This is a genomic window from Pseudosporangium ferrugineum, from assembly GCF_003002065.1.
In the GTDB taxonomy this organism is placed as follows: Bacteria; Actinomycetota; Actinomycetes; order Mycobacteriales; family Micromonosporaceae; genus Actinoplanes; species Actinoplanes ferrugineus_A.
In genome coordinates, this window is record NZ_PVZG01000014.1 from 66,095 (window position 1) to 84,074 (window position 17,980).

General features: G+C 73.4%; 23 protein-coding genes and 1 riboswitch. Of the genes, 14 read left to right on the forward strand and 9 right to left on the reverse strand.

Annotation, left to right across the window (positions count from 1 at the left end):
• The first annotated feature begins 7 nt into the window (after nt 1-7).
• Genes CLV70_RS26625 through CLV70_RS26635 form a run of 3 tightly spaced genes read left to right on the forward strand, consistent with a single transcriptional unit; the run spans nt 8 to nt 1,974 of the window.
• Nucleotides 8-1,027, forward strand: coding sequence for a DUF4388 domain-containing protein (locus CLV70_RS26625; RefSeq protein WP_106129343.1), 1,020 nt, complete (start codon nt 8-10; stop codon nt 1,025-1,027).
• Between the two features lie 49 nt (nt 1,028-1,076).
• A complete protein-coding gene (locus CLV70_RS26630) occupies nt 1,077-1,553 on the forward strand; it encodes a roadblock/LC7 domain-containing protein (RefSeq protein WP_106129344.1) in 477 nt (158 codons plus the stop codon).
• Nucleotides 1,554-1,602: 49 nt separating this feature from the next.
• Nucleotides 1,603-1,974, forward strand: a complete 372-nt coding sequence (locus CLV70_RS26635) for a hypothetical protein (RefSeq protein WP_106129345.1) — start codon at nt 1,603-1,605, stop codon at nt 1,972-1,974.
• A gap of 51 nt (nt 1,975-2,025) precedes the next feature.
• Here the strand turns inward: CLV70_RS26635 and dusB are convergent, their stop codons facing one another.
• On the reverse strand, nt 2,026-3,180 hold the full coding sequence (gene dusB / locus CLV70_RS26640) for a tRNA dihydrouridine synthase DusB (protein ID WP_106129346.1): 1,155 nt from the start codon (nt 3,178-3,180) through the stop codon (nt 2,026-2,028).
• 19 nt (nt 3,181-3,199) lie between these two features.
• Between dusB and CLV70_RS26645 the strand changes: the two genes are divergently transcribed.
• Nucleotides 3,200-3,682: an XdhC family protein gene (locus CLV70_RS26645; RefSeq protein WP_106129347.1), complete on the forward strand. Its 483-nt coding sequence runs from the start codon at nt 3,200-3,202 to the stop codon at nt 3,680-3,682.
• Nucleotides 3,683-3,818: 136 nt separating this feature from the next.
• Here the strand turns inward: CLV70_RS26645 and CLV70_RS26650 are convergent, their stop codons facing one another.
• The 4 genes from CLV70_RS26650 to CLV70_RS26670 form a co-directional block, all read right to left on the reverse strand.
• The gene (locus CLV70_RS26650) at nt 3,819-4,277 is read right to left on the reverse strand and encodes a DoxX family protein (protein WP_106129348.1); all 459 of its coding nucleotides are present in this window, start codon (nt 4,275-4,277) and stop codon (nt 3,819-3,821) included.
• A 199-nt stretch (nt 4,278-4,476) separates the two neighbouring features.
• Complete coding sequence (locus CLV70_RS26655; RefSeq protein ID WP_106129349.1) at nt 4,477-5,856, reverse strand: glycine--tRNA ligase; 1,380 nt, start codon at nt 5,854-5,856, stop codon at nt 4,477-4,479.
• A 60-nt stretch (nt 5,857-5,916) separates the two neighbouring features.
• Complete coding sequence (locus tag CLV70_RS26660; RefSeq protein WP_245908476.1) at nt 5,917-6,567, reverse strand: hypothetical protein; 651 nt, start codon at nt 6,565-6,567, stop codon at nt 5,917-5,919.
• Nucleotides 6,568-6,584: 17 nt separating this feature from the next.
• Complete coding sequence (locus tag CLV70_RS26670) at nt 6,585-6,926, reverse strand: antibiotic biosynthesis monooxygenase family protein (RefSeq protein WP_106129350.1); 342 nt, start codon at nt 6,924-6,926, stop codon at nt 6,585-6,587.
• Nucleotides 6,927-6,960: 34 nt separating this feature from the next.
• Here CLV70_RS26670 and CLV70_RS26675 point away from each other — a divergent pair, with 34 nt between their 5' ends.
• The 7 genes from CLV70_RS26675 (at nt 6,961) to CLV70_RS26705 (ending at nt 11,241) form a co-directional block, all read left to right on the forward strand.
• The gene (locus tag CLV70_RS26675) at nt 6,961-7,221 is read left to right on the forward strand and encodes a DUF6703 family protein (protein ID WP_106129351.1); all 261 of its coding nucleotides are present in this window, start codon (nt 6,961-6,963) and stop codon (nt 7,219-7,221) included.
• Nucleotides 7,222-7,297: 76 nt separating this feature from the next.
• The gene (locus tag CLV70_RS26680; RefSeq protein WP_106129352.1) at nt 7,298-8,227 is read left to right on the forward strand and encodes a metal ABC transporter substrate-binding protein; all 930 of its coding nucleotides are present in this window, start codon (nt 7,298-7,300) and stop codon (nt 8,225-8,227) included.
• Nucleotides 8,224-9,006, forward strand: a complete 783-nt coding sequence (locus tag CLV70_RS26685) for a metal ABC transporter ATP-binding protein (protein WP_106129495.1) — start codon at nt 8,224-8,226, stop codon at nt 9,004-9,006. The genes CLV70_RS26680 and CLV70_RS26685 overlap by 4 nt, the downstream gene beginning before the upstream one ends.
• Nucleotides 9,003-9,887: a metal ABC transporter permease gene (locus CLV70_RS26690; RefSeq protein WP_106129353.1), complete on the forward strand. Its 885-nt coding sequence runs from the start codon at nt 9,003-9,005 to the stop codon at nt 9,885-9,887. Before CLV70_RS26685 ends, CLV70_RS26690 begins: the two co-directional genes overlap by 4 nt.
• Nucleotides 9,884-10,201: an ArsR/SmtB family transcription factor gene (locus tag CLV70_RS26695; protein WP_106129354.1), complete on the forward strand. Its 318-nt coding sequence runs from the start codon at nt 9,884-9,886 to the stop codon at nt 10,199-10,201. The genes CLV70_RS26690 and CLV70_RS26695 overlap by 4 nt, the downstream gene beginning before the upstream one ends.
• Nucleotides 10,198-10,605: a Fur family transcriptional regulator gene (locus CLV70_RS26700; protein ID WP_106129355.1), complete on the forward strand. Its 408-nt coding sequence runs from the start codon at nt 10,198-10,200 to the stop codon at nt 10,603-10,605. The genes CLV70_RS26695 and CLV70_RS26700 overlap by 4 nt, the downstream gene beginning before the upstream one ends.
• Nucleotides 10,606-10,635: 30 nt before the next feature.
• A complete protein-coding gene (locus CLV70_RS26705) occupies nt 10,636-11,241 on the forward strand; it encodes a hypothetical protein (RefSeq protein WP_245908486.1) in 606 nt (201 codons plus the stop codon).
• On the opposite strand, the gene CLV70_RS26710 is transcribed toward CLV70_RS26705, so the two are convergent.
• Nucleotides 11,219-11,743, reverse strand: a complete 525-nt coding sequence (locus CLV70_RS26710; RefSeq protein ID WP_106129496.1) for a DUF6328 family protein — start codon at nt 11,741-11,743, stop codon at nt 11,219-11,221. The two genes, CLV70_RS26705 and CLV70_RS26710, sit on opposite strands and share 23 nt — an antisense overlap.
• A 75-nt stretch (nt 11,744-11,818) precedes the next feature.
• Nucleotides 11,819-12,634: an alpha/beta fold hydrolase gene (locus tag CLV70_RS26715; RefSeq protein ID WP_106129357.1), complete on the reverse strand. Its 816-nt coding sequence runs from the start codon at nt 12,632-12,634 to the stop codon at nt 11,819-11,821.
• Nucleotides 12,635-12,721: 87 nt separating this feature from the next.
• Nucleotides 12,722-12,828: riboswitch (TPP riboswitch) on the forward strand.
• Between the two features lie 65 nt (nt 12,829-12,893).
• Here CLV70_RS26715 and CLV70_RS26720 point away from each other — a divergent pair.
• The 3 genes from CLV70_RS26720 to CLV70_RS26730 are packed head-to-tail and all read left to right on the forward strand — an operon-like array spanning nt 12,894 to nt 15,704.
• Entirely contained in the window at nt 12,894-13,487 is a 594-nt protein-coding gene (locus CLV70_RS26720) for an ECF transporter S component (RefSeq protein ID WP_106129497.1), read from the forward strand.
• Nucleotides 13,488-13,503: 16 nt separating this feature from the next.
• Nucleotides 13,504-14,904 (forward strand): ABC transporter ATP-binding protein, encoded by a 1,401-nt coding sequence (locus tag CLV70_RS26725; RefSeq protein WP_106129358.1) that lies wholly within the window; start codon nt 13,504-13,506, stop codon nt 14,902-14,904.
• Nucleotides 14,901-15,704 carry an energy-coupling factor transporter transmembrane component T family protein gene (locus tag CLV70_RS26730; RefSeq protein ID WP_106129359.1) on the forward strand — a complete coding sequence of 268 codons (804 nt, stop codon included), beginning with the start codon at nt 14,901-14,903 and terminating at the stop codon, nt 15,702-15,704. The genes CLV70_RS26725 and CLV70_RS26730 overlap by 4 nt, the downstream gene beginning before the upstream one ends.
• A gap of 35 nt (nt 15,705-15,739) precedes the next feature.
• Here the strand turns inward: CLV70_RS26730 and CLV70_RS26735 are convergent, their stop codons facing one another.
• Both CLV70_RS26735 and CLV70_RS26740 read right to left on the reverse strand, forming a co-directional pair.
• A complete protein-coding gene (locus CLV70_RS26735) occupies nt 15,740-16,225 on the reverse strand; it encodes a hypothetical protein (RefSeq protein ID WP_245908477.1) in 486 nt (161 codons plus the stop codon).
• On the reverse strand, nt 16,222-17,922 hold the full coding sequence (locus tag CLV70_RS26740; protein WP_106129360.1) for a CehA/McbA family metallohydrolase domain-containing protein: 1,701 nt from the start codon (nt 17,920-17,922) through the stop codon (nt 16,222-16,224). The genes CLV70_RS26735 and CLV70_RS26740 overlap by 4 nt, the downstream gene beginning before the upstream one ends.
• Between the last annotated feature and the right edge of the window lie 58 nt (nt 17,923-17,980).

The window sequence follows — 17,980 nt, forward strand, 5'->3', positions numbered from 1 at the left end:
AGTTCAGGTGAAGCCCCCGAAGTCCGCGGCGCCCGGCCGGCTGCTCACGCAGGTGGCGGGCGAGCGGCGGACCGGCGCCCTCATCGTCGGCGGACCGCCCGGCGGCACGGTCTACCTGGTCGAGGGCCTGGTGACGTACGCCGAGTCGGCCGCCGCCCCGGGCGTCGGCGAGCTGCTGACCGCCTCCGGCCGGTTGGCGCCCCGGACCTGGCAGGCGGCGCTGGATGCCGGCACCTCGCACGCGACGGTCGGCCGGCTGTTGCTGGAGCAGGGACACATCACCCAGGGGGAGATGGAACTGTGCGTACTGGGTGCCACCTACGACGCCGCGTACTTCGCCCTGTCGCCGGTGTCGGCGCCGGTGGACTTCCTCGACGGCGCGACGCATTGGCTCGGCGAGCTGGTGCGGGTCGACCCGGCGGCGGTCACCCGGGAGTCGCGGCGGCGGGGGCGGCTGCTGGACGAGATCTTCCCGTACCCGCAGATCGACACGGCGGCGGTGATCCCGGCGACCCGGCCGCCCCGCGAGCGGATCACGCTGACCGCGCCGCAGTGGGAGCTGCTGGTGCACGCCGACGGCCAGCGGACCCCCGCGGACCTGGCGCAACTGCTCGGCCGGGCCGGGTACGCCACGATCCAGGAGCTGCGCCGGCTGGCGGCGGCGGGCCTGATCGAGCTGCCCGCGCCGCGGGAACGGGCCGGCAAGCCGGAATTCGTCCGGCTGCCCCGGGCGCGGGGCACGGCCGTGGACGTCCAGCGGCCCGCTCCGGGTGGTCCGGACGGCCCGACGGTCCCCATCGTCACGAGCCCCCGTCCGGGTCTCGCCTCGGGCGACCCTCCCCCGCAGCAGCGGCAACCCGACCCGGCCACGGCCAACGGCACGGCGTACCGGGCGCCGCGGCTGGCCCGGCGCAAACCCGGCGCCAAGCTCCCCCGGGAGGTCGCCGCGGACACCGCGCACGTCCATCCCGGCACCGACGAAGTTTTGCTGAAGCGCATCCGCACCGCACTGCGAGCCCTGCGGTGACGCGCGCCCCGCCCGCCCGGCGGCGACCGACACGAAGGAGGGACCGCGGATGACGGTGGATCCGGCGGTACTGACGGAGCTCGGCAACCTCCGTCACCGGCTGCCCGAGCTGTCCGGAAGCGTCCTCGCCACCGCCGACGGCATGGTGGTGGCGCACGACGCCCACGGCATCGAACCCGACAGCCTCGCCGCCCTCGCCGCCGCCCACCTCGCCCTCGCCCGGCGCTTCGCGCACGCCGTCAACCACGGCGAGCTGCGGGAGTCCGTGGTGGAGTGCGACGGCGGATACATCACCTCGTACACCGCGGGGCCCAACGCCCTGCTGACCCTCGTCACCTCCGGCAACGCCAACCTGGCGATGGTCCATCTCGAGGCCCGCCGCACCGTACGCCGCCTGGTCAAGCTCCTGATCCTGGAGGCGCCGGCGCCGGTCCGGCCGGAGATTCCGCAGCAGGCGGGGCCGCCGACGCCGCTGGCCCGGCGTACGCCGATGGCGACCCTGCAGAGCACGTTCCGAGGACGTTGAGGTCCTGCACACCCCGCACACCATCCCGCACGAAGACGGAGGATCCTCCATGCCTGACATGGACACCGCACTCAAAGAGATCATGGACATCGACGGCACCATCGGCGTCGCCCTCGTGGACCACACGAGCGGCATGGCGCTGGGCACGGCCGGCGGCGGCAAGGAGCTCGACCTGACGGTCGCCGCGGCCGGCAACACGGACGTGGTCCGGGCCAAGCTCCGCGCGATGGAGATGCTCAACCTGACCGAGAAGATCGAGGACATCCTGATCACTCTCGACACCCAGTACCACATGATCCGGCCGCTCACGAGCCGCTCGGGCAAGGGCCTCTTCCTGTACGTGGCCCTGCGCCGCGACCGCGCCAACCTGGCCATGGCCCGCCACCAGCTCAAGCGCATCGAGAACGACCTCGACGTCTGAGCCCGGCGCGTACGGCAGCGGGGAGGGTCGCCGGCCCTCCCCGTTCGCCGTTCAGCCGCCGCTGTTCTCCATCTCGGCGCCCTCGGGGACGGTGTCGTCGTCGCGGCTGTCGAGCCAGCCGTACGGGAGAGAGACCTTGCCCGGGGCGTTGATGCGGCCCCGGGGCTGGCCCAGCGACTCGCGCGGGAACGGCAGGTGCGGGTCGAGGCGGGCGAGCAGGTCGTCGAGCTCCGCGAGGGACGACACCATCGCGAGGGAGCGGCGCAGGTCGCCGCCGACCGGGAAGCCCTTGAGATACCAGGCGACGTGCTTGCGGAAGTCGGCACAGCCGTGCTTCTCGTCCTCGAGCGCCTCGACCAGCAGGTGGGCGTGCCGGGACATGATCGCCGCGACCTCGCCCAGGGTGGGCAGCTCCTGCGACGCGACGCCGGTGAAGGCGGCCTGGAGGTCCTTGAACAGCCAGGGGCGGCCGAGGCAGCCGCGGCCCACGACCACGCCGTCGACGCCGGTGTGCGCGACCATCCGCAGCGCGTCGGCGGCTTCCCAGATGTCGCCGTTGCCGAGCACCGGCACGTCGAGGGCCTGCTTGAGGGTCGCGATGGCGTCCCAGTCGGCCGTGCCGGAATACCGCTGCTCCGCCGTACGGGCGTGCAGCGCGACCGCCGCCACGCCTGCCTCCTGGGCGATGAGCCCGGCCTCGACGTACGTCAGGTGGTCGTCGTCGATGCCCTTGCGCATCTTGACGGTGAGCGGGATGCCGGCCGGGGCCGCCGCGGCGACCGCCTGGCCGACGATGCGGCCGAAGAGCTTGCGCCGCCAGGGCAGGGCGCTGCCGCCGCCGCGGCGGGTGACCTTGGGCACCGGGCAGCCGAAGTTGAGGTCGATGTGGTCGGCGAGGTTCTCCTCGGCGATCATGCGGACGGCCGCCGCGGTCACGTCCGGGTCGACGCCGTAGAGCTGGAGGCTGCGGAACTCCTCGTCGGGCGCGAACTGGATCATCTTGAGCGTCTTGGGGATCCGCTCGACCAGCGCCCGGGTGGTGATCATCTCGCAGACGTAGACGCCGCCGCCCTGCTCGCGGCAGAGCCGGCGGAAGGCGACGTTGGTGATGCCGGCCATCGGCGCGAGCACGACCGGCGGCCACACCCGGTGCCGGCCCAGCGCGAGCGGCTCGGTGGAGAGAGCGAGGGTCACGTCGTCGAGCATGGCACAGTAGTTTCCAGGCATGGAATCGGTACAGAGCCCGCGCCACCTGGTCGCCGTCTTCGAGTCCCCGGTCGCCGAGGCCCTGCTGCGCCTCGGCATCGAGGTGGGGTTCCGGTGCACGCTCGTGGAGCCGGATCCGACCAGGTTGCGGGGGCTGCCGAGGCCGCACGGCGACGTCTGCGTCGGCGACCTGGCCGCGGCGGAGATCACCGGCCACACCGACATCGTGCTGACCGACCATCACCGGCCGGAGATCGGCGACGTGCTCAAGGCGGCGCTCGCCGGCCCGGCCCGCTGGATCGGCATCCTGGGCAACCCGAACAGGGAGGGCCCGCACCTCGCCGCCCTGCGCGAGCTCGGCGTCGGCGAGGCGGAGATCGCCCGGGTGCACCGCCCGATCGGCCTGAACATCGGCAGCCGCACGCCCGCCGAGATCGCCCTGGCGACCTTGGCGGGCCTCGTCGCGGATCGCAACGACCGACCGGGCGGCTTCGCGTTCTGACCCGCCGGCGGCGCCTCTCAGCGCCGCACGGCGGCGTCACACAGACCGCGTACAGCGGCATCTCGCAGACCGCGCACGGCAGCGTCACACGGACCGCGCACGGCGGCGTTTCGCAGACCGCGCACGGCGGCGCTTCTCAGGCGCGGTCGGCGGCGAGCACGGGGTCCGGCGCGGAGGGGGCGGCGACGGTGCCGCGGCGGCGGCGGGCGATGAGCTCGTCGAGCGACCACGGCCCGGGGCCGATCACCGCGATGGCCAGGAACACCCACGCGTAGAGCGCCGCGTTGACGCCGCCGTTCTCGATCGGCCAGAGCCCGTCCGGCTGGTGGACGGAGAAGTACGCGTACGCCATGGAGCCGGAGGCGAGGATCGCGGCGGGCCGGGTGGCGAGTCCGGCCAGCACGAGGGCGCCGCAGACGAGCTGGATCAGGCCGGCGTACCAGCCGGGCCAGGTGCCGGCCGCGACGGCCTGGCCGGTGCCGCGGGCGCCGCCGAGCACGCCGAAGACCGTGGCTAGTCCGTGGCAGAGGAACAGCAGGCCGACGACGATGCGGAACAGCGACCAAACGGGCAGGGCGAGGCGATGACTGGACATAGCTCTCCTTGCGGGACGACCCGGTACAGGACAGCACGAGGCTGGCAGGAAAAGCTTGAAAGTGCAACGATAATCATCGATTTCCCAGCAAATCCATGGGAGCGCTCCCAAATAGCGGGACGGGGTAACCATCCCGAAACGTCGATGGCGGGCAGCCCCGGGGTGGGGCCACCCGCCATCGGCGGAAGAACGGGTTACCTCAGCAGCCGGGCAGCCGCTTGATGAGGTACTCCTCGATGGTGTCCAGGGACACCCGCTCCTGCTTCATCGTGTCGCGGTCGCGGACCGTGACCGCGTCGTCCGTCAGGGTGTCGAAGTCGACCGTCACGCAGAACGGCGTGCCGATCTCGTCCTGGCGGCGGTAGCGACGGCCGATCGCCTGCGAGTCGTCGAACTCCACCATCCAGCGCTTGCGGAGCAGGTCGGCCAGGCCACGGGCCTTGGGCGACAGCTCCGGGTTGCGCGACAGCGGCAGCACGGCCACCTTGATCGGCGCCAGGCGCGGGTCGAAGCGCATGACCGTACGCTTGTCGACGCCGCCCTTGGTGTTCGGCGCCTCGTCCTCGTCGTACGCCTCGAGCAGGAACGCCAGCACCGCGCGGGTCAGCCCGGCCGCCGGCTCGATGACGTACGGCACCCAGCGCTCCTGCTTCTCCTGATCGAAGTACGACAGGTCCACGCCGGAGTGCTTGGAGTGGGTGCTCAGGTCGAAGTCGGTGCGGTTGGCGATGCCCTCGAGCTCGGAGAACTCGGTCCCGCCGAACTTGAAGCGGTACTCGATGTCGACCGTGCGCTTCGAGTAGTGCGAGAGCTTCTCCTTCGGGTGCTCGAAGAAGCGCAGGTTGCTCTCGCTGATGCCGAGGTCGCGATACCAGTTCCAGCGCTGCTCGAGCCAGTACTCGTGCCACGTCTCGTCGGTGCCGGGCTCGACGAAGAACTCCATCTCCATCTGCTCGAACTCGCGCGTACGGAAGATGAAGTTGCCCGGGGTGATCTCGTTGCGGAACGACTTGCCGACCTGCGCGATGCCGAACGGCGGCTTCTTGCGCGCGGCGGTCGCGACGTTGTTGTAGTTGACGAAGATGCCCTGCGCCGTCTCCGGCCGCAGGTAGTGCAGGCCCTCGGCGCTCTCGGTCGGGCCGAGATACGTCTTCATCAGGCCGTTGAACATCTTCGGCTCGGTGAACGTGCCCTTGTTGCCGCAGTTGGGGCAGTTGAGCTCGCTCAGCGAGGCGGGGGCGGAACCGTGCTTGGCCTCCCACGCCTCCTCGAGGTGGTCGGCGCGGAACCGCTTGTGGCAGGACTGGCACTCGGTCAGCGGGTCGACGAACGCGTCGAGGTGGCCGGAGGCCGCCCACACGTCGCGGGCCAGGATGACGGCGGAGTCGAGGCCGACGATGTCATCGCGCTGCTGGACCATGGTGCGCCACCACTGCCGGCGGACGTTCTCCTTCAGCTCCACGCCCAGCGGACCGTAGTCCCAGGCCGAGCGGGTGCCTCCGTAGATCTCGCTGGAGGGGAAGACCAGGCCCCGGCGCTTGGCCAGGCTGACGACGGCGTCGATACGGTCGACGGGCATGTTCCTCCTACGCCGGCTGGTTGTCGGCGGGGACTCAAAGGGCTGGACAAAATCAGGAGATTACTCCTCGATGCGGCACACCTCGAAACCGCCCGTCCGGCGGTTCTGTGCCAGGTACGCCCGCAGCCGCCCGGTCGAGCCGTCGACATAGGTGACGTCCACCGGCGCGGAGAGCTGCACCATGTCGAACCGGCCGACGTCGTAGGAGGCGATGGGCTCCTCGGCCGACACCTCGCGGGTGAACTCGGCCTCGCTCCGGGTGTCCCGGGTCTGCTGGCAGAGCATGTCGTAGGCGGCGCCGTAGCGGCGGTCGCGGATCGCGTCGAGGTAGTCGCCGACCACCACGTCGGCCTGCTCGTTCAGCGCGTTGGTGGCGACCGTGGTCAGGCCGACGGCGGCGGCGACTCCCCCGCCGAGGACGAGCACGAGCACCGCGGCCCCGAGGCCGAGCCCCAGCCCGACGCGGCGGCCGCGGCCCTCGACGGGGGGCGCCGGGAACGGCGGGATCACGCCCGGCCCCCGCGGCGGGGCGGGCGGCTGGGCCTCCGGCGGGGCGGGCGGCTGGGCCTCCGGCGGGGCGGGCGGCTGGGCCTCCGGCGGGGCGGGCGGCGGGGCGTCCGGCACCGCGAGGCCGGCGCCGCCCGGGACCGGGTAGCCCGCCGGGCCGGTCGGGTACGGGCCGCCGGACGCCGGGTCGCCGAGGGTGGTCATGCGATCAAGCGTACGGCTCAGCGCCAGGGTTCGGCGGCCCGGTCGCTGCCGTGCGCCACCACCGCGGAGCCGGGCTCGGCGGCGGCGAGGGTCTCGAACGCGGACGGCTCGTCGAGCGACTCGGACAGCAGCGGGGTGGCGTGCACCTTCACGTCGAACCCGCCGAGCGCCCGGCGGTAGGCTCCGACGGATTCCCACTCGGTGACGAGGGTCCAGTAGGCGGGGTCGTCCAGCGCGCGGGTGAGCCGCCCGGAGGTGTATCCGGTGCTCGCCGCGAGGGCGGCCAGGGCGGCGTGCGCCCGTTCGACGAACGAGTCCTGCGTGTCGGGCGGGACGACGAAGCGGTTCAGCACGAGCATGACGTGAGCGTACGCACACCCCCAGGAGACCGACGTGACCCCGCCCCCGTCCGAGAACCTGCTGCGCAGGCTGGCCGGCGTGAACCCGACCACCGCGTTCATCGCCGCGCTGGCGGTGTTCCTGGCCGGCGTGTTCCTGCCCGGCATCGTCGGCGCCGCGCTGCTGTTCGCGCTCGGGCTGGCCCTGGCGGCGCTGACGTTCACGACGTGGCCGGTGCAGACGCCCGCGCTGCGCGCCGTACGCGTGCTCATGCTGGTGCTGCTCTTCGCGGTGTCCGTCGCCAAGGCCCTCTGAACCGGTGCCCGCCGCCAAGGCACTCCGAACACATGCGCTTTTGACAATCATTACCAATATCGCGCATTGTTGAGGTATGCCGCTCCGCCGGATCCTCGCCGCCACCGCCGCCGTGCTGCTGCTGGGCGCCACCGGTGCCTGCGGTGAGAAGGCGAGCGGCGTGACGGACGGCCGCCTCGACGTGGTCACCGCGTTCTACCCGCTGCAGTTCCTCGCCGAGCGGATCGGCGGCCCGGCGGTCCACGTCACCCAGCTGACCAAGCCGGGCGCGGAGCCGCACGACGTCGAGCTCAACCCCCGTCAGGTCGGCCGGATCAGCGACGCCGGGCTCGTGGTGTACCTGGCCGGTTTCCAGCCCGCCGTGGACGAGGCCGTCGCGCAGGAGGCGAAGGACCGGGCGTTCGACGCCGGCTCGGCGGTCGAGCTGCTGGCCGCCGGGGAGCACGAGCACGAGCCCGGCGAGGAGGAGCACGCCGAGGCCCGGGGCGGCACCGACCCGCACGTGTGGCTCGACCCGGTGCGCTACGCGACCATCGCCGGCAGGCTCGCCGAGCGGCTGGGGCAGGCGGATCCCGCGCACGCCACGGCGTACACCGAGCGGGCGACGGCGCTGCGGACCGAGCTGACCGCGCTCGACGCGGCGTACGCCGCCGGGCTGAAGACCTGCGCGCGCCGCGAGATCGTCACCAGCCACACGGCCTTCCACTACCTCACCGACCGGTACGGCCTGACCGAGGTCGGCATCACGGGCGTCTCCCCCGAGGCCGAGCCGTCGCCGCGGCGCCTCGCCGAGGTCGCCGAGCGGGCCAGGGCGGCCGGCGCCACCACGATCTTCTTCGAGACGCTGGTCAGCCCCAAGGTCGCCGAGACCATCGCCCGCGAGGTCGGGGCCCGCACCGCGGTCCTGGACCCGCTCGAAGGTGTGAGCGAGCCCGGCGCGGACTACTTTTCCGTCATGCGCGCCAACCTGACCGCCCTGACCGCCGCCCTCGGGTGCCCGTCGTGAGCGCCGTCGCGGTGCGCCACGCCGCCGTCGCGTACGCGGGCCGCACCGTGCTGCGCGACGTCACCCTCGACGTCGGCGACGGTCAGGTCGTCGCGGTGCTGGGCGCCAACGGCTCGGGCAAGTCGACCCTGATCCGCACGATCCTCGGCCTGGTCCCGCTGGCCGGCGGCGAGATCGACCTCTTCGGTACGCCGCAGCGCCGCTTCCGCGAGTGGGCCCGGATCGGCTACGTCCCGCAGCGGATGGGCGCCGGCGGCGGCGTTCCGGCCACGGTCGGCGAGGTCGTGGCGTCCGGGCGGCTGGCCCGCCGGGGCATCTTCCGCCCCGCCCGCGCCGCCGACCGGGAGGCGGTCCGGGCCGCCCTGGAGGACGTCGGGCTGCTCGACCGCATCGGCGACCCGGTCGCCACCCTCTCCGGCGGCCAGCAGCAGCGCACCCTGATCGCCCGCGCCCTCGCCGGACGGCCGGACCTGCTCGTGCTCGACGAGCCGACGGCCGGCGTCGACGCGGCCAGCCAGGAGGCGTTCGCGGCCGCGCTGGCCCGCTTCGGCGAGCGCGGCGGCACGATCCTGCTGGTCGCGCACGAGCTCGGCCCGCTGGAACCGCTGATCGACAAGGCCGTGGTCGTGCACGACGGGCGGATCGCGTACGAGGGTGCGGTCCCCGAACCCGCCGGGCACCACGCCGGGCCGGGCCACGACCACGTCCACCCGCACGCCGAGCCGGAACGCTCCCGGATCTGCGTGGCCCCCACCGACCGGATGCCGGCGAACCCATGAGCCTCCTCCAGTACGACTTCATGATCCGTGCCCTGGTCGGCGCGCTGATCATCGGGCTGACCGCGCCGGCCCTCGGCATCTACCTGGTGCAGCGCCGGCTGTCGCTGATCGGCGACGGGATCGGCCACGTGGCGCTGACCGGCGTCGGCGTCGGGCTGCTGCTCCAGCGCTCGCCGGTGATCACCGCGGTGGTGGTCTCCGTGATCGGCGCGATCGCCGTGGAGCTGGTGCGCGAGCGTGGCCGTACGTCCGGCGACGTCGCCCTGGCCCTGCTCTTCTACGGCGGCATCGCGGGCGGGGTCGTGCTCGTCGGGCTGTCCGAGGACAGCGGCAACGCCAACCTCATGCAGTACCTGTTCGGCTCGCTGACCACCACGTCGCGGCAGGACCTGACGGTGATCGCGGTCCTCGGCGTCGCCGTGCTGGTCGCGATGCTGGGGCTGCGGCCCGCCCTGTTCGCGGTGTGCCACGACGAGGAGTACGCGCGGGTGTCCGGGCTGCCCGTCCGTACGCTCAACCTGCTGATGGCCGTGACCACCGCGGTGACCGTCACGATCGCCATGCGCACCGTCGGGCTGCTGCTGGTCAGCGCGCTGATGGTGGTGCCGGTGGCGGCGGCCCAGCAGGTCACCCGCGGCTTCCGGGGCACGATGGCGACGGCCATGGCGATCGGGGTGACCGCCGCGGCGGCCGGGGTGTGGGTGGCTGGCGAGATCGACACCGCGCCCGGGGCGACCATCGTCATCCTGGCCATCGCCGCGTTCGTGGCGCTGACCGCGGGCGCCGCGACCTGGCGGGTGCTGCGCGGGCGCCTGGGCGTCGAAGGGGCCGCGCACCACGCCGAACCCCCCGACGTCGTGCTGGAGGCGGGAGTCCGATGAGCGCCAACGTCGTGCCGGGGCAGGCGAGCGGCTACGAGGCGTACGAGGCGGCCGGCGAGCTGCTGCGGGCGCTGTCCGCGCCGATCCGGGTGGCCATCGTCGCGGAGCTCGGCGGCGGCGAGCGCTGCGTGCACGAGCTGGTCGAGAAGCTGGGCGCCCCGCAGCCGCTCGTCTCGCAGCATCTGCGCGTTCTGCGCGGCGCGGGGGTGGTCCGGGGCGCCCGCCGTGGACGCGAGATCGCATACTCACTCGTGGACGAACACGTCGCCCACATCGTCGCCGACGCCGTGAGCCACGCGAGGGAGGCAACATGACGGACGAAACTACTATTGTCCGGAACACTCGGCAGCGGGCGGCGGTGCGTGACCTCCTCGCCGACTGCGAGGGTTTCCACAGTGCTCAGGACCTGCATGCCATCCTGCGCGAACGCGGCGAACGGGTCGGCCTGACCACCGTCTACCGCACGCTGCAGGGGCTCGCCGACGCCGGCGAGATCGACGTGATGCGCCCGCCCGGCGGCGAGCACCTCTACCGCCGGTGCAGCGAGGGCCACCACCACCATCTGGTCTGCCGGGACTGCGGGCGTACGGTCGAGGTCGAGGGCCCGGCGGTGGAGACCTGGGCGCAGCGGGTCGCCGGCAAGCACGGCTTCGTGGACGTCTCGCACACCATGGAGATCTTCGGTACGTGCCCGGAATGCGCGGCCGCGCGCTCCTGACGTCTTCGTGGGATCCTGGCCCGCGTGAAGATGTACGCCGACCGGCTGCCCACCGCCGTACGCCAGCTGCTCACCGATCTTCTCGTGGTGTTCTGGGTCTACGCCTGGATCCGCGCCGCGCTCTGGGTCCAGGACCTCGTGCAGAAGCTGGGCGTGCCGGGGAAGAAGCTCGAGGAGGCCGGCGCCGGCATCGCGGGCAACCTCGGCGACATCGGCGGCAAGGTGGGCCGGGTGCCGCTGGTCGGCGACGAGCTCACCTCCCCGTTCTCCAGCGCGGCCGGCGCGGCGAACAACCTCGCCGAGGCGGGGCGGCAGCAGCAGGAGGTCGTCGGCGACGTGGCGCTGGCGCTGGCCGTGGTGACCGCCGCCGTCCCGCTGGCGCTGGTGCTCTTCCTCTGGCTGCCGCTGCGGTTGCGCTGGATGCGCCGGGCCGGCGTCGCCGCCCGGGTCCGCAACGAGCCGGCCGGGCGCGACCTGCTGGCGTTGCGGGCGCTGGCCGGCCGCCCCCTCGACCAGCTGGCGAAGCTCGGCCCGGACATCGCGCAGTCGTGGCGCAACGGCGACGCGGCGGCGGTCGACGCGCTGGCCGCGCTGGAGCTGAAGGACCTGGGGCTCAAGCCTTCGAGGGGACGTTAGGCTCCGCGGCCTCGTCGGCGAAGTCCTCGTCCTCCTCCTCGGCGTCCTCGTCCAGCCAGTTGCGGCGGGCGAACGGGATCGCCGCCCAGAAGGTCAGGAAGTAGGCGCCGGTCACCGCGGTGAGCAGCACGGCGATCCAGAAGTCCAGCAGGTAGTCGGTGATCAGCAGGACGCTGCTGACCATCGAGACCAGCATGAACGCGAGGCCGCCGGTCGCCATCCGGTGCGCGTAGCGGACCAGCTCCGGCTTGCGGCCCTGCCGGAACAGGGCCCGGTGGAAGGCCACCGGAGAAATGATCATGGCGGTGGCGAACGCGGCGGTGATCAGGGCGAGGACGTACGTGTCCTTCTGGAACTCCGTCACCTTCGGGAACCCGTTGCTGAACGGCAGCGTCAGCAGGAAGGCGAAGAGGATCTGCACGCCGGTCTGGGCGACGCGCAACTCCTGAAGCAGATCCGCGAAGTTGCGGTCCCAGCGCTGCTTCTCCGACTCGTTCTTCATGCGACGCTTCTCGGCGGCCATCCGGTCGTCTCCTCCCCGTCGTGTGGCGCACGGGTTTCCCGATGCGGCGGACCGTCAAACGCCGATGCGTGCCAGGGTCGCCTCGGCGAGCGCCTGCGGCGCCTCCTCCGGCACCCAGTGGCCGATCCCCCGGAGGGCGACGAGGCGGTAGCCGGCCTCGACCCAGGCGCCGGTGGCCTCGGCGGCGGCCCGGCCGACCACCGGATCGCCGTCGCTCCACACGTACGTGGTCGGCACGGTGATCCTGCCGACACCGGCGAGCTGGCCGCGGGACAGCGCCCGATACCAGTTCAACGCCCCGGTGAGGCGGCCCGGCTCGGCCATCGCGCGGGCGTAGAGCGCGGCGCGGGGACCGATCGCGCTCATCATCCGCCGCAGCACCAGCCCGTCGCGGGCCAGCAGCAGCCGCTCGGCGATCCGCGACCGGAACACGCCCATGTAGGCGAACCGCAACCGCTGCGTGAGCTCCGACCGCAGCGCCTCGGCCAGCGCGCGCGGGTGCGGGACCGAGACGACGGTGAGCGTACGGACCCGCTCCGGGTGCTGGGCCGCGAGCAGCCACCCGACCTGGGCGCCCCAGTCGTGGCCGACCACATGGGCCCGGTCCACGCCCAGCGCGTCGAGCACCGCCACCGCGTCCGCCGCCGGCTCGCTGAGCCTGTACTCCGCCACGGCGCCGGGCCGCGCCCCCGGCGAATACCCCCGCTGGTCCAGCGCGTACGTCCGCAGCCCCGCCGCGTGCAGCCGCGGCAGGATGAGGTCGAACTCCCGGTGGTCCTGCGGGAAGCCGTGCAGCAGGAGCACCGGCACGCCGTCCTCCGGCCCGCCGGCGACCACGCCGAAGGTGAGCCCGCGGGCCTCGATCTCCATGTGACGCCTCCTACGCTGCGCATCCTGCCTGCGTGGTGTTAGCGTCATCGAAACACATGCCATGCCATGGGGCCCGTCGCGTACGAGCCTCACCGACAGGGGAGCGCACAGCGCTGAGAGTGCGGGGTCACACCCGCAGACCCTCGAACCTGATCTGGGTAATGCCAGCGCAGGGAGTTCGGTCTTCTCCAGCCGCGCCACGCCCGGGTCCGCCCGGTCCGTGGCGTGCGTCTCCTCCCGGCACCCCTGGGAGGGATACATGAAGGGCACCACCAACCCGTACCGCTGGCGCACGATCGACATCGTGATCGCCTCGGTCATCGCCGTCGCGTTCGGCGTCATCTTCTGGGCCTGGGGCATCGTCTGGAAGGCCACCGAGGGAGCGTTCACCTTCTTCCCGCCGGCCCAGACCCTGCTCTACGGCGTCTGGCTGATGCCCGCCGTGCTCGCCGGCCTGATCATCCGCAAGCCCGGCGCGTCGCTCTACACCGAGACGGTCGCCGCGGTCATCTCGGCGCTGCTCGGCTCCAGCTGGGGCGCCGTGATCATCCCGCAGGGCCTGGTGCAGGGCCTCGGCGCCGAACTCGCCTTCGCGCTGCTGCTCTACCGGTCGTGGAAGCTGCCGGCCGCCCTGCTCGCCGGGGCCCTGACCGGGCTCAGCGCGGCCCTGTTCGACTTCTTCGCCTGGAACTCCGCCTACGATCTCTGGGACTACCGGATCCCGTACGCGCTGCTCACCATCGTCAGCAGCACGGTCATCGCGGGCGCCGGCGGCTGGGCGCTGACCCGGGCGCTGGCCCCGACCGGCGTTCTCGACCGGTTCGCGGCCGGCCGGGACCGGGCCCTGGTCTGACGGCGGAGGCGCACCGATGGCGGAGGTCGTACTGCGGAACTTCGGCTGGCGCCACGCGGGGCGCCGGTCGTGGGCGGTCCGCGGCGTCGACCTGCGCATCGGGCACGGCGAGCGGGTGCTGCTGCTCGGTCCCTCCGGGGCCGGGAAGAGCACCCTGCTCGCCGCGCTGGCCGGGCTGCTGCCCGCCGACTCGGGCGAGTCCGAGGGCACGGTGGAGATCGACGGCGAGGGGGTGGGCCTACTCTTCCAGGACCCGCAGACCCAGCTCGTCATGGCCCGCAGCGGCGACGACGTCGCGTTCGGCCCGGAGAACACCGGCGTGCCGGCGGCGCAGATCTGGCCCCGGGTCAGCGACGCCCTGGACCGGGTCGGCTTCCCGTACCCGATCACCCGCCGCACCGCCGCGCTCTCCGGCGGCGAGCAGCAACGCCTGGCCCTGGCCGGCGTCCTGGCCCTGCGCCCGGGCCTGCTGCTGCTCGACGAGCCGACCGCGAACCTCGACCCGGCCGGCGGCGAGCTGATCCGCGAGGCGATCGCCCGGGTCGGCACCACGCTGATCCTGGTCGAGCACCGGGTCGAGCAGGCGCTGCCGCTGATCGACCGGGTGGTGGTGCTCGCGCCGGGCGGCGGGGTCGCCGCCGACGGCTCCCCCGAGGTCGTCTTCGCCGGTCACGGCCCGTCGCTCGCGGAGCAGGGGGTCTGGGTGCCGGGCTATCCGCTGCCCCGGCACCGGGCCGTCGCCACGCCGGCCGAGGCTCTGGTACGCGGGGAAGCCGTCGCCGTACGCGACCGCCTCCGTCCCGTCAGCATCGAGGCCCGGGCCGGCGAGGCGCTGGCGGTGGTCGGCCCCAACGGCGCGGGCAAGTCGACCCTGGCGCTCGTCCTCGGTGGACTGCTCGCGCCTACCTCGGGCACGGTGACCGCCTTCGCCGACCCGCGCCCGCCGCACCGCTGGCGCGCGGCCACCCTGACCGGCCGGATCGGCTCGGTGTTCCAGTCGCCGGAACACCAGTTCGTCACCTCGCGCGTCGCCGACGAGCTGGCGCTGGGCCCGCGCCGCCTGGGCCGCCCCGCCGCCGAAGTACGGGCCACCGTGGACGAGCTGCTGGCGCGGCTGCGGCTGACGGCGCTGGCGGAGGCCAACCCGTACACGCTGTCCGGGGGTGAGGCCCGCCGGCTCAGCGTGGCGACGGCCCTGGCCACCGCGCCGCGCCTGCTGGTGCTGGACGAGCCGACCTTCGGCCAGGACCGGGCCACCTGGATCGACCTGGTCGCGCTCCTGGCCGGCCTGCGCGACGAGGGCCACGGCATCGTGGCGGTGACCCACGACGACGCCTTCGTGACGGCCCTTGCCGATCGGGTCCACGACCTCGCCCCCGCGGCCCCGGACCCCCTCCCCCGCCGGCGGCGCGCGTGACGCTTCTCCTGCAACCCGTCGCCGACCCGTCGGCGCCGCTGGCCCGGCGCAACCCGGTCGCGAAGCTCGGCGCGGCGCTGCTCTTCTCGCTGCCGCTGATCGCCACCCTCGACCCGCTCACCCCGGCCCTGGCCCTGGCGGTCGAGCTGGCCCTGCTCCCGTTCTTCGGCGTCCGCTTCGGCGTCCTCGCCCGCCGGGCCTGGCCGCTCGCCCTCGGCGCGGCCGGCATCCTGGCGACGATGGTCCTGTTCGCCGCCGACCGCACCGGCACGCTGCTGGCGTCGCTCGGCCCGTTCACCGTCACCACCGGCGTGCTCTCGGGCGCCCTCGGCCTGATCCTGCGCGTCTTCGCGGTGGCCCTGCCGGGCATCATCGTCTTCGCCACCATCGACCCGACGGACCTGGCGGACGCCCTCATCCAGAACACCCGGGTGCCGGCCCGCTTCGCCATCGGCGCCCTCGCGGCCTTCCGCCTGGTCCCCCTCCTCGCCGAGGAATGGCAGATGCTGACCCTGGCCCGCCGCGCCCGCGGCATCGACGCCGGCCGCAACCCGGTGGCCCGCCTCCGCCTCTTCGCCTCGACGGCCTTCGCCCTCCTGGTGGGCGCGCTGCGCCGCGGCGGCCGGCTGGCCACGGCGATGGACGCCCGCGGCTTCGACTCCGGAGCCCCCCGCACGTACGCCCGCCGCCAGCACTTCCGCCCCGCGGACACGGCCCTGCTGGCAGCGGCGGCCCTGACCTCGGCCGCCGCCCTGACAACCAGCATCCTGACCGGCTTCTTCCACCCCATCCTCGGCTGAGGACGGACCGCGCGTGAGCCGAGCGAGCCGGTTGGTCAGTGGGTGGTGCAGCAGGGGGTGGGGTGGCGGGTCTCGAACGGGACCAGGCGGTCGTCCGCCGCCGGCATGGTGACCAGTGTCAGCGTGCCGGCGCGCCACAGTGGGCGGACGAAGTCGTTCGTGCGGATCACGGCCGACGGGTCCGCCGCGGTGCCGCCGAGGACCTCGACCCGGCCGATCGCGCTGACCGTCAGCAGTCGCTCCACCGTCAGGTCGCCGGTCAGGTGTTCGACCCCCGGGTAGAGGACCGCCCGGCCGCCCTCGCGCTCCCCCTCGAAGGGCGGCAGGGCGGCCAGGGACGACGGCGGCTCGCCCGCGAAGACCAGGGTGCAGGCGACGTGCGGCAGCCGGCCGGGGACCAGGTGGGTGCAGGCCAGCACCGGCGCCGGGCGCAGCCCGGACAGCCAGTGCTCCGCCGTCGCCGGGTCCGGGTGGCCGAGGGTGACGCCGATGACCGGGCGGCCGTCGAAGGCGCGGGTCACTTCGGCAGGACCCAGATGGGGTTGGTGTAGAACCACAGGTCGGCCCACGGGTCCGCGTCGCCGATGACGTCGAGCCGCGGACCGTTCGGGTCGACGGCCGGGCCCATCAGGCCGGGCTGCGTGCGGTTGCCGTCCGTGCCCCGCAGGCGCAGGTAGAACGGCTTGTCGAGGCGGCCCAGCGGGTACGTGACGGTGAGCTTCGCGGCGCCGGGCGAGACCTCGAACGACGTGACCACCCGGGTGTCCGGGGCCCGGAACGAGTCGCGGTCCGCCACCGGGCCGGTCACCGAACCCACGATCACGTCGACGCGCTTGAGTACCGGGACGAACTGGGCCCAGTTCGGCACGTCCTGCAGGTCGATGTCGAGGGTCAGCTCGGTCGCCGTGCCGCGGCGCGCGTGCAGGATCCCGCCGAGCGGCGTGCCCGTGGCGGGGCGGCGGTCGCCGGAGACCCGTACCCGGGCATCCAGGTTCTTGATCAGTCGCCCGTGGTCGACCCAGACCCGGCCGGCGCGCAGGCCGTCCATGACCGCCCGGTATCCGAACGAGGTCGCGCCGACGTTCGTCCGGCCGTAGTAGCCGGGCCAGAAGTCGCCCGCGCCCGTGTTGACCGTACCCGTGTGGATCGGGTCGTCATATTTGCCGTTGGCCTCGAAATCGCTGCCCGGGCCGCGTTCCGACTGGTCCAGGTGCACCACGTGGCTGTCCGAGTTGACGGTGACCCACCAGGCCCGGCCCTCGGCGAGGAGGCTGTCCCAGAGGCCGCCGACGGTCGCGGTCATCCAGTCGAAGCCGCCCCAGGTGCGGTACGACTCCAGCGGGTACCCGCCGAACGACGCGGCCGACGGGTTGTTGTCGTAGTAGCCGCGCGCGCCGCCCCGCCCGTTCGGCGCCTTGATGCCGGCGGCCTGGTGGCCCGGCGCGCCCTCCATGCCGATCGCGACGGTCGGGTCGGCGTCGCGCCAGTTGCGGATCTCGTGCGGCGAGTCGATGCCGCGCCGGGCCGGGTGGTTCGCCAGGAACAGCGCGCCCTCGACCTTGCGCTGCCGGACCTGCTCGGCGAGGAACCTGATGCCCGCCACGGCGGCGGCCTCGTTCTGCTCCACGGTGTTGGCCGACGGCAGCTGCGAGCCGTCGTACGCCTGCTCGAACCGCTTGAGCACGTCGACCTCGTTGCGGCCGGGGTGCACGAAGACGGTGGCGTGCTCGGCGGCCGGGATGTTCCACTCCAGACCCTGGAAGGTCAGCAGCTCGGGCAGCTCCTCGCGGGTCCTGCGGATGTCGGGATTGACCTTCTCCACCCCGATCTTCGCGTGCGCGTTGCTGCCGTGGTCGGTGATGACGACCCAGTCGAGCCCGTACGCCCGGCCGTGCCGGGCCTGGTCGAGCACCCGGTACTGGGCGTCGGAGCTGTACTGGGTGTGGATGTGATGATCGCCGGCCAGCCAGCGGAAGCCGCCCTTCGCGATGCCGCCGCCGGCGGGACCGTGCGCGTGCGGCAGCCCGGCGGCAGCGGCGGCCGACGGCGAGGCGAGCACGGAGGCGGCGGCCCCGGCGCCGAGCAGGCCGGCGCCGCGCAGGAAACCGCGGCGCGACACGTCGGACGGCGACAGCTCGCTGTCGGGTACGCCGGCGTCGAGGGCCGGGACGACCGGGTCGTGGTCGTCGTGGTGATGGTGGTGGTGGCCGTGGCTCATGGCGTCAATCTCGCGGGCCGCCACCAACCCGGGATGTCGCCGTCGTGGCCGGCGAGCG

What these genes read in the sequence shown, in the direction of transcription:
- CLV70_RS26630 (WP_106129344.1), top strand. Translation starts at nt 1,077, where the DNA reads ATGACGGTGGATCCGGCGGTACTGACGGAGCTCGGCAACCTCCGTCAC.
- CLV70_RS26635 (WP_106129345.1), top strand. Translation starts at nt 1,603, where the DNA reads ATGCCTGACATGGACACCGCACTCAAAGAGATCATGGACATCGACGGC.
- dusB (WP_106129346.1), bottom strand. Translation starts at nt 3,180, where the DNA reads ATGCTCGACGACGTGACCCTCGCTCTCTCCACCGAGCCGCTCGCGCTG.
- CLV70_RS26645 (WP_106129347.1), top strand. Translation starts at nt 3,200, where the DNA reads ATGGAATCGGTACAGAGCCCGCGCCACCTGGTCGCCGTCTTCGAGTCC.
- CLV70_RS26650 (WP_106129348.1), bottom strand. Translation starts at nt 4,277, where the DNA reads ATGTCCAGTCATCGCCTCGCCCTGCCCGTTTGGTCGCTGTTCCGCATC.
- CLV70_RS26655 (WP_106129349.1), bottom strand. Translation starts at nt 5,856, where the DNA reads ATGCCCGTCGACCGTATCGACGCCGTCGTCAGCCTGGCCAAGCGCCGG.
- CLV70_RS26660 (WP_245908476.1), bottom strand. Translation starts at nt 6,567, where the DNA reads ATGACCACCCTCGGCGACCCGGCGTCCGGCGGCCCGTACCCGACCGGC.
- CLV70_RS26670 (WP_106129350.1), bottom strand. Translation starts at nt 6,926, where the DNA reads ATGCTCGTGCTGAACCGCTTCGTCGTCCCGCCCGACACGCAGGACTCG.
- CLV70_RS26680 (WP_106129352.1), top strand. Translation starts at nt 7,298, where the DNA reads ATGCCGCTCCGCCGGATCCTCGCCGCCACCGCCGCCGTGCTGCTGCTG.
- CLV70_RS26690 (WP_106129353.1), top strand. Translation starts at nt 9,003, where the DNA reads ATGAGCCTCCTCCAGTACGACTTCATGATCCGTGCCCTGGTCGGCGCG.
- CLV70_RS26695 (WP_106129354.1), top strand. Translation starts at nt 9,884, where the DNA reads ATGAGCGCCAACGTCGTGCCGGGGCAGGCGAGCGGCTACGAGGCGTAC.
- CLV70_RS26700 (WP_106129355.1), top strand. Translation starts at nt 10,198, where the DNA reads ATGACGGACGAAACTACTATTGTCCGGAACACTCGGCAGCGGGCGGCG.
- CLV70_RS26705 (WP_245908486.1), top strand. Translation starts at nt 10,636, where the DNA reads ATGTACGCCGACCGGCTGCCCACCGCCGTACGCCAGCTGCTCACCGAT.
- CLV70_RS26710 (WP_106129496.1), bottom strand. Translation starts at nt 11,743, where the DNA reads ATGAAGAACGAGTCGGAGAAGCAGCGCTGGGACCGCAACTTCGCGGAT.
- CLV70_RS26715 (WP_106129357.1), bottom strand. Translation starts at nt 12,634, where the DNA reads ATGGAGATCGAGGCCCGCGGGCTCACCTTCGGCGTGGTCGCCGGCGGG.
- CLV70_RS26720 (WP_106129497.1), top strand. Translation starts at nt 12,894, where the DNA reads ATGAAGGGCACCACCAACCCGTACCGCTGGCGCACGATCGACATCGTG.
- CLV70_RS26725 (WP_106129358.1), top strand. Translation starts at nt 13,504, where the DNA reads ATGGCGGAGGTCGTACTGCGGAACTTCGGCTGGCGCCACGCGGGGCGC.
- CLV70_RS26740 (WP_106129360.1), bottom strand. Translation starts at nt 17,922, where the DNA reads ATGAGCCACGGCCACCACCACCATCACCACGACGACCACGACCCGGTC.